This window comes from Pseudomonas sp. NUPR-002 (assembly GCF_056322725.1).
In genome coordinates, this window is record NZ_CM150476.1 from 3844884 (window position 1) to 3857055 (window position 12172).

A 12172-nucleotide genomic window follows, 5' to 3' on the forward strand; every position below is an offset into this window, starting at 1 on the left:
CCGTGATCGAGTCCCTCAACCATCTCCCGCGACCGTCCACCGACAACGCCAGCCTGGCCGAACACTTCAGCGACCTGGCGCCACCACTCAACGCCCGGCAGGCCGCCGTCGAAGCGTCACGCTGCCTGTATTGCTATGACGCGCCCTGCGTCAACGCCTGCCCCAGCGACATCGACATTCCCTCGTTCATCCGCAACATCCATCAGGAAAACGTGCAAGGCGCGGCAGAGAAAATCCTCTCGGCCAACATCCTTGGCGGCAGTTGCGCACGTGTTTGCCCGACTGAAATCCTCTGCCAACAGGCCTGTGTGCGTAACCACCATCAGGAATGCGCCCCGGTGCTGATCGGCCTGTTGCAACGTTACGCCCTCGATCACGCCGAGTTCGAAGAACACCCGTTCCAGCGCGCCGCCAGTACCGGCAAGCGCATCGCGGTGGTGGGTGCTGGCCCTGCCGGGTTGTCGTGTGCGCACCGTCTGGCCTGGCACGGTCACGATGTGGTGATCTTCGAAGCACGGCCCAAGGCCGGTGGTCTCAACGAATACGGCATCGCCAAATACAAAGTGGTCGATGACTTCGCCCAGCGCGAAGTGGACTTCGTTCTGCAGATCGGTGGTATCGAGATCCGTCACGGCCAGGTGCTGGGTGAAAACCTCACCCTGACCGAACTGCAACAGCAGTTCGACGCGGTGTTTCTCGGCCTGGGCCTGAACGCCAGCCGCCAGTTGGGCCTGGCCAACGAGACCGCGCCCGGCATGCTCGCTGCCACCGAGTACATTCGCGAACTGCGTCAGGCCGAAGACCTCACTGCCCTGCCCGTGGCCGATCGCTGCATCGTCCTCGGCGCGGGCAATACCGCCATCGACATGGCCGTACAGATGGCCCGCCTCGGCGCCCGCGACGTCAATCTGGTGTACCGCCGTGGCATCGAAGACATGGGCGCCACCGAGCATGAGCAGCACATCGCTAAAGAGAATCAGGTACGCCTGCTGACCTGGGCACAGCCGGAGCAGGTGCTGCTGGATGATCAGGGCAAAGTGCGCGGTATGCGCTTTGCTCGCACACAGCTGATCGACGGCCGCCTGCACAGCACTGGAGAAACCTTCGAACTGGCCGCCGATGCCATCTTCAAAGCCATCGGTCAGGCCTTCGACGATCAGGCCCTGAGTGACCACAGCGCGCAGATGCTGGCACGCGATGGCGAACGCATTCGCGTCGATGAACAGATGCGCACCAGCCTGCCCGGCGTCTATGCCGGCGGCGACTGCACCCATCTGGGCCAGGACCTCACGGTGCAAGCGGTACAACACGGCAAGCTGGCCGCCGAGGCCATTCATGCGCAACTGACGCTCAATGTGGAGGCTGCATAATGGCTGACCTGTCGATCGAATTTGCTGGCATCAAGGCGCCCAACCCGTTCTGGCTGGCCTCTGCGCCGCCCACCGACAAAGCCTACAACGTAGTCCGCGCCTATGAGGCAGGCTGGGGCGGCGTGGTGTGGAAAACCCTCGGCGAAGACCCGGCCGCCGTCAACGTGTCCTCGCGCTACTCGGCCCATTACGGGGTCAACCGCGAGGTGATGGGCATCAACAACATCGAGCTGATTACCGACCGTTCGCTGGAGATCAACCTGCGGGAAATCACCCAGGTGAAAAAGGCCTGGCCCGACCGTGCCCTGGTCGTGTCGCTGATGGTGCCGTGTAACGAGCAGGCGTGGAAAACCATCCTGCCACTGGTGGAAGCCACCGGTGCCGATGGCATCGAACTGAACTTCGGCTGCCCGCACGGCATGCCCGAGCGCGGCATGGGCGCGGCGGTAGGCCAGGTGCCGGAGTATGTCGAACAGGTCACACGCTGGTGCAAGACCCACTGCTCGCTGCCGGTGATCGTCAAACTCACGCCCAACATCACCGACATCCGCCAGTCTGCCCGCGCGGCCCACCGTGGCGGCGCCGACGCGGTGTCGCTAATCAACACCATCAACTCGATCACCAGCGTCGATCTCGAACGCATGGTGGCCCTGCCGATTGTCGGCGACATGAGCACCCACGGCGGCTACTGCGGCTCGGCGGTCAAACCCATTGCCCTGAACATGGTCGCCGAAATCGCCCGCGACCCGGCCACCCGTGGCTTGCCCATCAGCGGTATCGGCGGTATCGGCAGCTGGCGTGATGCTGCCGAGTTCATTGCCCTGGGTTGCGGCGCGGTGCAGGTGTGCACGGCAGCCATGCTCCATGGTTTTCGCATTGTCGAAGACATGAAGGATGGCCTGTCGCGCTGGATGGACAGTCAGGGCTATCGCAGCCTGCAAGATTTCAGCGGGCGTGCGGTGAGCCATACCACCGACTGGAAGTACCTGGACATCAACTACCAGGTCATCGCCAAGATCGATCAGGACGCCTGCATCGGTTGCGGCCGTTGCCACATCGCCTGTGAAGACACCTCGCACCAGGCCATCGCCAGCCTCAAGCAGGCCGATGGCAGCCGTCGTTACGAGGTGATCGACGCCGAGTGCGTGGGCTGCAACCTGTGCCAGATCACCTGCCCGGTGCAGGACTGTATCGACATGGTGCCGCAGGACACCGGCAAACCGTTCCTCGACTGGCAGCACGACCCGCGCAACCCCTACCGCGAAGCTTCCTGAGACCCCTTGTCCCGGTGGGAGCGGGCTTGCCCCGCGATAGCGATATGTCAGACACATCGCATCGCGGGGCAAGCCCGCTCCCACCGGCCCGACATCCAAGTTGCGAGATTTTTTCTAAGTAAACACCACTACTCCCGCATAATGGTGCATACCCGCATCCGCCACCGCAAAGGTGCATCGTCATGCTCTACCGCCTCGGCGCCGAAGGCCTGGTGCTGTTTCACCTGCTGTTCATAGTCTTCGTGCTGTTTGGCGGCTTGTTGGTGCTCAAATGGCGCGGCGTACTGTGGTGGCACTTGCCAGCCCTGAGCTGGGGCATCGCCGTGGAGTTCCTGCACTTGTACTGCCCGCTCACCGACTGGGAAAATTACTTACGCCAGGCCGCGGGCCAAGCGGGCTACCAAGGCGGCTTCATTGAGCACTACATCCTGCCGATCATCTACCCGGCGGGCCTGACGCCGGGTATTCAGGTGCTATTGGGCTCGGTGGTGGTCGTGGTCAATGCCCTGGTGTACCTACAGGTGATCCGCCATTGGCCGCGCCGGCAAGTCAGCCGCTGAAGCCCGTGCTCAGCGCGTGGCCACAATGAACAAGCGCGGGAACGGCAACAACACCTTGCCGTCTGCGGCGGCCGGGTAGCTTTGCTGCATCGCCTGCAGGTAGAACTGAAGGAAATCCGCTTGTTCATTGGCCTTCAGGGCCGCCAGATAGGGCCGCAACGCTGAACCCTTGAACCACTCCACCACCGCTTGCGCGCCGCCCGTCAACGGGTGGTAATAGGTGGTGCGCCAGACCTGCACCTCCCGGCAATGCGGACTGAGGATGTCGTAGTAGTAATCTGCGGTGTGCCGTGGCGGGTGCTTGATTGCCGCAATTTTCTGCGCCCAGGGCCCCCGGCTGGCGATTTCACGAGCCTGGCGATGGGCGGGTTCGTCGAGGTTGTCCGGCGTCTGGATCGCCAGCTGGCCGCCCTCGGTCAATTGCCTGGCCAGGTGCGGATACAGCAATGCGTGATCTGGCAGCCATTGCAGCGACGCGTTGGCGAGGATCACGTCCACCCCTTCAGGCGCGGTCCAGGTACCGATATCCCCCAACGTGAATTCGATGTCAGGCAGACGCTGGCGCGCAGCCTGGAGCATGTCCTCGGAGCTGTCGAGAGCAGTGACCTTCGCCCCCGGGAAACGCTCGGCTAGCACCTCGGTCGAATTGCCAGGGCCACAGCCGAGGTCGATGGCGGTGTTGATCGGACGCTGGGGCAAAGCCGCCAGCAGGTCGCGCACCGGCCGGGTGCGTTCGTTTTCGAAGGTGCTGTACTGGGTTGCTGACCAGGTCATTGCGGACTCCTTGTTTGTCAGAAAATCATCCTGTTGGAGCGGCGGTGCGGAAGGCATAGCGCAATCACGGGGCAAGCCCGCGCCTACGGTTCCAGGCCGATGCCGCGCAGGATCACACTGGTGACCGTCTGCACCGCCCGTTCGAACTGCAATTCATTGAGTGGCTGATGGTCGTTGAGCACGCCCACCTGATGGCTGAAATCGGCATAGTGCTGGGTCGACGCCCAGATCATGTACAACAAGCCCGAAGGCTCCACCGCCAGGATGCGGCCATCGTCGATCCACTGGCGGATCTTCGCTTCCTTCATCTTGGCCCAGTCGTACAGCGGGTCGTCCAGCGCCTCGCCAAGGTTGGGCGCACCATGGATGATCTCGTTGGCCCAGACTTTGGAGCCAAAGGGCCGTGTACGCGAATGGTTCATCTTGGCGCGGATGTAGCTGCTGAGGACGATGCGCGGATCGTCGTAAAGCTCAAAGCACAGGGCATCCTGCTTCCACACATCGAGCAAGCCGAATAACACCGCCTGATAAAGCTCAGCCTTGGTGCTGAAGTAATAGTGCACATTGCTACGCGGCAACTGCGCCGCTTCGGCAATGTCGGCCATGGCCGTCCCGGCATAGCCTTTTTCCGCAAAGACCTGCTCGGCCGCCAGAAGGATGTTGTCGACATTGCGTTGGCGAATGCTGAGCTTGTGCTGGGCCATGACCAGATCCATTGCGACTGACACTGCAAGGCTACCACCGGATCTGGCCGATTCGGTGGTTGCTGGCAAAAATCTTCACAAGCAGATTCCTGCCCTGCTCAGCGGGCACCGTCCAGCCACCCCGGCGCGGTGCGGCCGGCCAGGGTGATCATTGCCTACAGACTGCGCTTAACCGCCATCGCTGCACGCCAGCGCCAGCTTGAGGTACTGCAAGGTATGTTGCTGACCGGCAGAGTCGAGATAGACCATGCTGGCCTGCACCACATCGCAGAGTTGGCTATCAGGTTCGCTCATCTGCACTACCTTGGCGATATCCAGCGGCATGCCGTAGTGATACACAGCGGTTGATTCGGAAGCCTGGACGGTGGCGGTCACTAACAACCCCAGGCCGAGTAGCAGAGTTCGCAGGTACATGGCGACGCTCCTGTTTGCGCAAGAGGTTCGCCGACACGCCGGAGAACCCCGACGATTAAAGTGTGGCGCGCATGGGGGCAAACGTCGTTCGAGGGGATCAACGGCAGTGCCCGGGCAGATCGGTTAATCTGCTGCTCTGTCAATTGCACGCGAACCGGCCCCGGCATGGAACTTCATATCAACCTGCAAGGCCATAAAGGCCTGGCCGAGCAGCTCTATCAGCAACTGCGCGAAGGCATCGACAGCGGGCGCCTGGCTGCGGGCACGCAACTGCCGCCAACGCGGCTGCTGGCCGAGCAACTGGGCGTGTCGCGCAAGACCGTGGCTGAAGCCTATTCCCGCCTGACCTACGACAACCTGCTCAGCGCCACGGTGGGTAAAGGCACCTTCATCACCCCGGCCTCGACCCGCTTGCCGCCAGTCACCGCTGCCCTGCCCCTGGCCAGCGCTTCGACCCTGGAAAAGTGGCGCGCACGACGCAACTTGCTGGCTGACTTGGCGCCCAGCACCTTGCGCTATGACTTCATCGGCGGCGCGTCGAGCAAGGCGCAGTTTCCCTTTGATGAATGGCGCCGCTGTAACCAGTACGCGCTGCGCCAGATACGTCGTGGCAGTGCCCGTTATGCGGCCCATCAGGGCTTGCCGGAACTGCGTGAAGCGATTGCCCGGCATATCGCCTTTGCCCGCGGGGTACGTTGCACCAGCGCCGATGTACTGGTGTGCAACGGCGCCCAGCAAGCGCTGGACCTGATCGCCCGGGTGCTGATCGAGCCGGGCTGTCAGGTGGCCATGGAAGACCCCGGCTACACCCCCGCGCGTCAGCTGTTCCTGTCTCAAGGTGCGCAATTGCAGTACGTTCCGGTCGACGACCAGGGGCTGTGCGTGGAGCAGATTGCCGACGGCACCCGCTTGATTTACGTCACCCCCTCACATCAGTTTCCGCTGGGCATGCCGATGAGCCAGGCGCGGCGCCAGGCCTTGCTGGCGCGTGCGGCGGCATTGGGCGCAATCATCATCGAAGACGACTATGACAGCGAGTTCCGCTACCAGGGGCGGCCCAGCGACTCACTGCAGAGCATGGACCGCCATGGCCTGGTCGCCTACGTCGGGACCTTTTCGAAAACCCTGTTACCGGAACTGCGCCTGGGCTACACCATCATGCCGCCGGCCCTGCACGAAGCCTTGTGTATCGCCAGGCAATTGACCGATTGGCACACGTCGACGCTGAACCAGTGGGCCTTGGCCCGTTTCATCAGTGAAGGCGCACTGCTTAAACACATTCGCCGCGTGCACGAAGTTTACGCCGCACGCCGCCAGCGCATCCTGCAGCGTTTGCAGGGGGACCTGGCGCCCTGGTTCGAGGTGGTCCCAGCCACTGCGGGGTATCATTTGAGTGCCCTGACCAAGGGCGATCTGGACGTGGACTTTTTGATCAGCATGGCGCGCAAGGTCGAGGTCGGGCTGTATTCGTTGGCGCCCTTTTACGCACAGGCCCCGGTCCGCCCAGGCTTGCTGCTGGGCTTTGGCGCCATCGAACTGCTGGACATCGACCCGGCACTGGACCGCGTGCGTGACACCCTGCAGACCCTGGAGGGATTGGCCTCCTGAGAATCGCCGCAATTGGCTATTCGAGGTGCCACGCAGCAGCGCTAAGGTAGTGCCATCCCTGCCTGAGGCAGCACTGACTGGAGCACACAGATGAGCAATCGTATCGAATGGGCCAAGCATTCACCCGAGGCGTACAAAGCCATGGTCGGCCTGGAAATGGCCCTGGGCAAATCGGGCCTGGAATCTTCGCTGCTGGAGCTGATTCGCTTGCGTGCCTCGCAAATCAACGGCTGCGCCTATTGCGTCAACATGCACGCCAATGACGCACGCAAGGCCGGTGAAACCGAGGCGCGCCTGCAAACCTTGAGCGTTTGGGAAGAGACCACGTTCTTCACGCCTCGCGAGCGTGCCGCGCTGGCCTGGACCGAAAGCCTGACCCGCCTGCCCGAGCGACATGCGCCAGAGCATCAATACCGGGCTCTGCTTGAACACTTCAGCGAAGCCGAGGTGGTCAATCTGACCCTGGCCATCGCCACCATCAACGCCTGGAACCGGTTTGGCGTCGGCTTCGCCATGATCCCAAGCTGATCCTCCAGTGTGGGAGCGGGCTTGCCCCGCGAGGCGCTGTGACTGACACGCCGCTATCGCGGGGCAAGCCCGCTCCTACAGCAGGTGGTATTAGCCTGGCATTACTGGCGGGGTGTATTGCAGCGTGGTACCGAGGAACCACAGCAGAAACAACACCAGCGGGATATGCACCAGCAACTGCACAAAGGAAAAGCCGATCAGGTCACGTGCCTTCAGCCCCAGTACCCCTAACAGTGGCAGCATGTAGAACGGGTTGATCAGGTTCGGCAGCGCTTCGGCCGCGTTGTAGATCTGCACCGCCCAGCCCAGGTGGTACTGCAGGTCATTGGCCACCAGCATCACGTACGGGGCTTCGATGATCCACTTGCCACCGCCCGACGGAATGAAGAAGCCCAGCACCGCCGAGTACACGCCCATCAGCAGCGCATAGGTGTCATGCGAGGCGATCTGCACAAAGAAGGTCGAGATGTGGTGCGCCAGGGTTTGCGCGTCCGCCCCCTGAACCTGGGTGAGGATCGCTGCGATCGAGCCATACAGCGGGAACTGGATCAGTACCCCGGTGGTGGTCGGCACCGCACGGGACACCGCATCGAGGAAGCTGCGCGGACGCCAGTGCAGCAAGGCGCCAAGCATGATGAACAGCAGGTTGTAGGTGTTCAGCCCGGAAATCGCAGTAATGGCCGGTTTGGTGCTGAACTCGTTGTACAGCCAGCCCGCAGCCAGGGCCACCAGCAGCAAGATCAGGATCGGGCTGTATTCCAGCCACTCGCCCGGGCGCGTGCGCTGCGGTGGTGGCGGTGCCGAGAAGCTTGGGTCAACGCCACAGTCGGCAGCGCTACGGGCACTGCTCGGGCCAGGCGCGGTGGCATAGGCCACGATCAGGGAAATCACCACCAGCGCCGCCAGCATCACGCCCGACTGCCAGAGGAAAATGGTTTCGGTAAACGGGATCACCCCGGTGATCGCCAGGATCGACGGCGGCAGGCTGGCCGGGTTGGCCTGCAACTGCGCGGCCGACGACGACAGGCCCAACGCCCAGACCGCCCCCAGGCCCAGATAGGCTGCGGCACCGGCGGCGCGATAGTCCATGTGCAAGTCGGTACGCCGCGCCAGTGCGCGGACCAGCAGGCCGCCGAACACCAACGACAATCCCCAGTTCAGCAACGAGGCGAGCATCGAGATCAACGCCACCCAGCAGACTGCCGAGCGGCCGTTTTTCGGGATGCGTGCCAAGCGGTCGATCAGCTTGACCGCCGGTGGCGAGCTCGCCACCACATAGCCACCGATGACCACAAAAGCCATCTGCATGGTGAACGGAATCAAGCTCCAGAAACCGTCACCAAAAGCCTTGGCGGTGTCGGTCGGCTTGGCGCCCATCGCCAGGGCGGCAACGCTGACCAGCGTCACGGCCAGGGCGGCGAACACCCAGGAGTCGGGGAACCAGCGTTCGGCCCAGTTTGAGCAGCGCAGGGCAAAGCGTGCGGAGCGGCTGTCTTGGATATCAGCGGCCACGGGGGAATTCCTTTTATTGGTTTTATTTGAAACGACAAGGGCCTCATCGCGGGACAAGCCCGCTCCTGCAAGGAATGCGTGGTTCCCTGTAGGAGCGGGCTTGCCCCGCGATGAGGCCCAAAAAGCGAACGTTAGAACGTCATTTCTTTCACATCATCCGGCACGATCAGCTTGCCAGCGGTCTTCTCGATGATCTCTTCGACCGTCACCCCTGGCGCGGTTTCACGCAGAATGAAAGCGCCGTTCTCGATCTCCAGGTAAGCCAGGTCGGTCAGCACCTTACGAATGCAACCGGCACCGGTCAGCGGCAGGCTGCAACGGGGCAGCAACTTGGATTCGCCGTCTTTGGAGGCGTGGGTCATGGTGACGATGATGTTGTCGGCGCCGGCCACCAGGTCCATCGCCCCGCCCATGCCCTTGACCAGTTTGCCGGGGATCATCCACGAGGCGATGTTGCCTTCCACGTCCACTTCGAAGGCGCCCAGTACGGTCAGGTCGACATGGCCGCCACGGATCATGGCAAACGATTCGGCCGAGCTGAAAATCGACGCGCCACGGCGGGCAGTCACGGTCTGTTTGCCGGCGTTGATCATGTCGGCGTCCAGCTGCGCTTCGGTAGGGAATTCACCCATGCCCAGCAGGCCGTTTTCCGATTGCAGCATGACGTCCATATCGGCCGGGACATAGTTGGCCACCAGCGTTGGAATGCCAATACCGAGGTTGACGTAGTAGCCGTCCTTGAGTTCGCGGGCGACGCGCTGAGCCATTTGTTCGCGGGTAAGTGCCATAGTCAGGATCTCTTTGTTGTTCTGTTCGGGGACGGTTCAGGCTTTGAGGGTGCGTTTTTCGATACGCTTCTCGAAGGTGCCGACAATCACCCGGTCGACATAGATACCCGGGGTATGGATCTCGGTAGGCAGCAAGACGCCCGGCTCGACGATTTCTTCGACTTCAACCACAGTGATCTTGCCGGCCGTGGCGGCCAGCGGGTTGAAGTTCTGCGCGGTGTTGCGGTACACCACGTTGCCGTAGTGGTCGGCCTTCCAGCCCTTGACGATGGCGAAGTCGCCGGTGATGGCTTCTTCAAGGATGTATTTGCGACCGTTGAACTCACGCACTTCCTTGCCGTCGGCCACTGGAGTGCCGTAGCCGGTCGCGGTGAAGAAGGCCGGAATGCCGGCGCCGCCAGCACGCATTTTTTCCGCCAGGGTGCCCTGTGGCGTCAGTTCCACTTCCAGCTCGCCGCTGAGCAATTGACGTTCGAATTCGGCGTTCTCGCCCACGTAGGAGGCGACCATTTTGCGAATCTGGTGATCTTCCAGCAGCACGCCGAGGCCAAAGCCATCAACGCCGCAGTTGTTCGACACCACGGTCAGGCCCTTGACGCCACGACGCTTGATTTCGTTGATGAGGTTTTCCGGAATGCCGCACAGGCCAAAACCACCGGCCAGTACCGTCATGTTGTCGGTCAGGCCTTCAAGAGCCTGTTCATAGGTTGCTACGCGCTTGTCCAGTCCGGCCATGCTGATCCGCCTTTTGTAGTTGTTGATCCGACAAGGGTGTCGGCGAGCGTTTGCGCCATCTTCACCCCAACCGACTTATTTGTTAATTTTGTTTTTATGATCATTTGATTAATTTTCCAAAAGAATAGCCGGTACCGATGAACGTCAAGCAGCTACGCGCCTTTGTCACTGTTGCCAAATACCGAAGCTTTGCCCAGGCCGGGGAGCGCCTGCACCTGTCGCAACCGGCACTGAGCCTGACCATCAAGGCCCTGGAAGATAACCTTGGCGGCGCCCTGCTCAGCCGCACCACGCGCAGCGTCAACCTGACCCCTGAAGGCGAGGTGCTGCTGCCCCTGGCCCGGCAACTGCTGGCCGACTGGGACAACACCGAAGAACTGCTGCGCCAGCGCTTCACCCTGCAACTGGGACGGGTGTCGATTGCGGCCATGCCAGCCTACGCCGGTAACCTGTTGCCGGCAGTGTTGAAAGAGTTTCGTCAGCGCTATCCACGGGTCAACGTCACCGTACACGACGTCATCAACGAGCAAGTGCTGGAGCTGGTCCGCCACCGCCGCGTCGAGCTGGGTATTGGCATTGAACCGGAAGTCAGTGCGCCGCTGCTGTTCACACCGTTGTACCTGGACCGTTTCGTTGCGGTGGTGCCCGCTGACTCACCGTTAGCGCTACAGGCTCAGGTCAGCTGGCATGAACTGCTGGCCGAAGATTTCATTGCCTTGCAGCGGCCTTCCGCTGTGCGGTTATTACTGGAGCAGCACCTGGCGGCCGAGCATGGCAAGCTGGCGGTGGCCTTTGAGAGTCACCAGCTGTCGACCATCGGCCGTATGGTTGCCAATGGTCTGGGCGTCAGTGCCGTGCCGGCCTTGTGCATTGGCCAGATGGAAGAATTGGGCGCCCGGTGCGTGGCGCTGGTCGAGCCGATTATTGAACGGCGCATTGGCGTGTCGATGCTGGCTGATCATAAACTCTCGGCAGCAGCCCAGGCGCTGCTCGACGTATTACAAGAACAAACTCGCCCACAGGAGGTGACATGCGCACAGTCAAACTTGCCGGTGTAGAGGTTCCGGCCATTGGTCAGGGGACGTGGTACATGGGGGAAGATCCGGGCCAACGCAACGCTGAAGTGGCCGCGTTGCAGCAAGGGATCGAACTGGGCCTGACGCTGATCGACACCGCCGAAATGTACGCTGAGGGCGGGGCTGAAGAAGTGGTCGGCGAGGCCATCGCCGGGCGCCGTGATCAGGTGTTCGTGGTCAGCAAGGTGTACCCGCACAACGCCAGCCGCAAGGGTGTGCCGGCCGCCTGCGAGCGCAGCCTGAAACGCCTGGGGACCGACTGCATCGACCTGTACCTGCTGCACTGGCGCGGCCAGCACCCACTGGAAGAAACCGTTGAAGCCTTCGAGCGCTTGCGTGAAGCGGGCAAGATTCGCCGTTGGGGCGTATCGAACTTCGACACTGACGACCTGCGCGAGCTGCACAACCCGGACTGCGCCACCAATCAGGTGCTGTACAACCCTGCCCAGCGCGGTATCGAGTTCGATCTGTTGCCATGGAGCCAGCAACGCCAATTGCCGACCATGGCCTACTGCCCGTTGGCCCAGGCCGGCCGTTTGCTCAAGCACCCGACCCTGAGCGAGATTGCCGAGCGCCATGGTGCTACCCCGGCGCAGGTCAGCCTGGCCTGGGTAACGCGCCAGAACGGCATCATTGCGATCCCCAAGGCGGTCGATCCCGAGCATGTACGCCTGAATGCCGCGGCCGCCAGCCTGACCCTGAGCAGCGAAGACGTGCGCGCCATTGACCGCGCCTTTCCCGCACCCACTCGCAAACAGCACCTGGCGATGGTGTAGGAGCGGCTTGCCCCGCGATAGCGGTGTGTCAGGTATACCGCTATCGCGGGGCA

General features: G+C 62.2%; 13 protein-coding genes. 7 read left to right on the plus strand and 6 right to left on the minus strand.

Going from position 1 to position 12172, the window contains the following annotated elements:
• The first annotated feature begins 2 nt into the window (after window positions 1–2).
• The 3 genes from ACVWSC_RS17260 (at window position 3) to ACVWSC_RS17270 (ending at window position 3204) form a co-directional block, all read left to right on the plus strand.
• Window positions 3–1370: an NAD(P)-dependent oxidoreductase gene (locus ACVWSC_RS17260; protein ID WP_442108039.1), complete on the plus strand. Its 1368-nt coding sequence runs from the start codon at window positions 3–5 to the stop codon at window positions 1368–1370.
• The gene (gene preA / locus ACVWSC_RS17265) at window positions 1367–2644 is read left to right on the plus strand and encodes an NAD-dependent dihydropyrimidine dehydrogenase subunit PreA (RefSeq protein ID WP_442114322.1); all 1278 of its coding nucleotides are present in this window, start codon (window positions 1367–1369) and stop codon (window positions 2642–2644) included. Before ACVWSC_RS17260 ends, preA begins: the two co-directional genes overlap by 4 nt.
• Before the next feature lie 182 nt (window positions 2645–2826).
• Complete coding sequence (locus ACVWSC_RS17270; protein WP_442108041.1) at window positions 2827–3204, plus strand: DUF2784 domain-containing protein; 378 nt, start codon at window positions 2827–2829, stop codon at window positions 3202–3204.
• 9 nt (window positions 3205–3213) lie between these two features.
• Here the strand turns inward: ACVWSC_RS17270 and tam are convergent, their stop codons facing one another.
• The 3 genes from tam to ACVWSC_RS17285 all read right to left on the minus strand — a co-directional run bounded on the left by tam (window position 3214) and on the right by ACVWSC_RS17285 (window position 5096).
• Entirely contained in the window at window positions 3214–3978 is a 765-nt protein-coding gene (tam, locus tag ACVWSC_RS17275) for a trans-aconitate 2-methyltransferase (RefSeq protein ID WP_442108043.1), read from the minus strand.
• An 83-nt stretch (window positions 3979–4061) separates the two neighbouring features.
• Window positions 4062–4682: a TetR/AcrR family transcriptional regulator gene (locus tag ACVWSC_RS17280; RefSeq protein ID WP_442108045.1), complete on the minus strand. Its 621-nt coding sequence runs from the start codon at window positions 4680–4682 to the stop codon at window positions 4062–4064.
• Between the two features lie 168 nt (window positions 4683–4850).
• Window positions 4851–5096, minus strand: a complete 246-nt coding sequence (locus ACVWSC_RS17285; RefSeq protein WP_442108047.1) for a DUF2790 domain-containing protein — start codon at window positions 5094–5096, stop codon at window positions 4851–4853.
• Between the two features lie 165 nt (window positions 5097–5261).
• Here ACVWSC_RS17285 and pdxR point away from each other — a divergent pair, with 165 nt between their 5' ends.
• Together pdxR and ACVWSC_RS17295 are read left to right on the plus strand one after the other, a co-directional pair.
• Window positions 5262–6704 carry a MocR-like pyridoxine biosynthesis transcription factor PdxR gene (gene pdxR, locus ACVWSC_RS17290; RefSeq protein ID WP_442108049.1) on the plus strand — a complete coding sequence of 481 codons (1443 nt, stop codon included), beginning with the start codon at window positions 5262–5264 and terminating at the stop codon, window positions 6702–6704.
• Window positions 6705–6794: 90 nt separating this feature from the next.
• Entirely contained in the window at window positions 6795–7232 is a 438-nt protein-coding gene (locus tag ACVWSC_RS17295; protein ID WP_442108051.1) for a carboxymuconolactone decarboxylase family protein, read from the plus strand.
• 90 nt (window positions 7233–7322) lie between these two features.
• Here ACVWSC_RS17295 and ACVWSC_RS17300 read toward each other — a convergent pair whose 3' ends face one another.
• The 3 genes from ACVWSC_RS17300 to ACVWSC_RS17310 all read right to left on the minus strand — a co-directional run bounded on the left by ACVWSC_RS17300 (window position 7323) and on the right by ACVWSC_RS17310 (window position 10267).
• Window positions 7323–8744: a short-chain fatty acid transporter gene (locus ACVWSC_RS17300; RefSeq protein ID WP_442108053.1), complete on the minus strand. Its 1422-nt coding sequence runs from the start codon at window positions 8742–8744 to the stop codon at window positions 7323–7325.
• A gap of 131 nt (window positions 8745–8875) precedes the next feature.
• A complete protein-coding gene (locus ACVWSC_RS17305; protein WP_274293214.1) occupies window positions 8876–9532 on the minus strand; it encodes a CoA transferase subunit B in 657 nt (218 codons plus the stop codon).
• 36 nt (window positions 9533–9568) lie between these two features.
• A complete protein-coding gene (locus ACVWSC_RS17310) occupies window positions 9569–10267 on the minus strand; it encodes a CoA transferase subunit A (RefSeq protein ID WP_028946065.1) in 699 nt (232 codons plus the stop codon).
• 137 nt (window positions 10268–10404) lie between these two features.
• Between ACVWSC_RS17310 and ACVWSC_RS17315 the strand changes: the two genes are divergently transcribed.
• Entirely contained in the window at window positions 10405–11325 is a 921-nt protein-coding gene (locus tag ACVWSC_RS17315) for a LysR substrate-binding domain-containing protein (protein WP_442108056.1), read from the plus strand.
• Window positions 11298–12119 carry an aldo/keto reductase gene (locus ACVWSC_RS17320; protein ID WP_442108058.1) on the plus strand — a complete coding sequence of 274 codons (822 nt, stop codon included), beginning with the start codon at window positions 11298–11300 and terminating at the stop codon, window positions 12117–12119. The genes ACVWSC_RS17315 and ACVWSC_RS17320 overlap by 28 nt, the downstream gene beginning before the upstream one ends.
• Window positions 12120–12172: the final 53 nt, after the last annotated feature.

Coding starts and splice junctions, on each gene's coding strand:
- pdxR (WP_442108049.1), top strand. CDS start 5,262: ATGGAACTTCATATCAACCTGCAAGGCCATAAAGGCCTGGCCGAGCAG.
- ACVWSC_RS17315 (WP_442108056.1), top strand. CDS start 10,405: ATGAACGTCAAGCAGCTACGCGCCTTTGTCACTGTTGCCAAATACCGA.
- ACVWSC_RS17310 (WP_028946065.1), bottom strand. CDS start 10,267: ATGGCCGGACTGGACAAGCGCGTAGCAACCTATGAACAGGCTCTTGAA.
- ACVWSC_RS17320 (WP_442108058.1), top strand. CDS start 11,298: ATGCGCACAGTCAAACTTGCCGGTGTAGAGGTTCCGGCCATTGGTCAG.
- ACVWSC_RS17295 (WP_442108051.1), top strand. CDS start 6,795: ATGAGCAATCGTATCGAATGGGCCAAGCATTCACCCGAGGCGTACAAA.
- ACVWSC_RS17285 (WP_442108047.1), bottom strand. CDS start 5,096: ATGTACCTGCGAACTCTGCTACTCGGCCTGGGGTTGTTAGTGACCGCC.
- ACVWSC_RS17270 (WP_442108041.1), top strand. CDS start 2,827: ATGCTCTACCGCCTCGGCGCCGAAGGCCTGGTGCTGTTTCACCTGCTG.
- ACVWSC_RS17280 (WP_442108045.1), bottom strand. CDS start 4,682: ATGGCCCAGCACAAGCTCAGCATTCGCCAACGCAATGTCGACAACATC.
- ACVWSC_RS17305 (WP_274293214.1), bottom strand. CDS start 9,532: ATGGCACTTACCCGCGAACAAATGGCTCAGCGCGTCGCCCGCGAACTC.
- tam (WP_442108043.1), bottom strand. CDS start 3,978: ATGACCTGGTCAGCAACCCAGTACAGCACCTTCGAAAACGAACGCACC.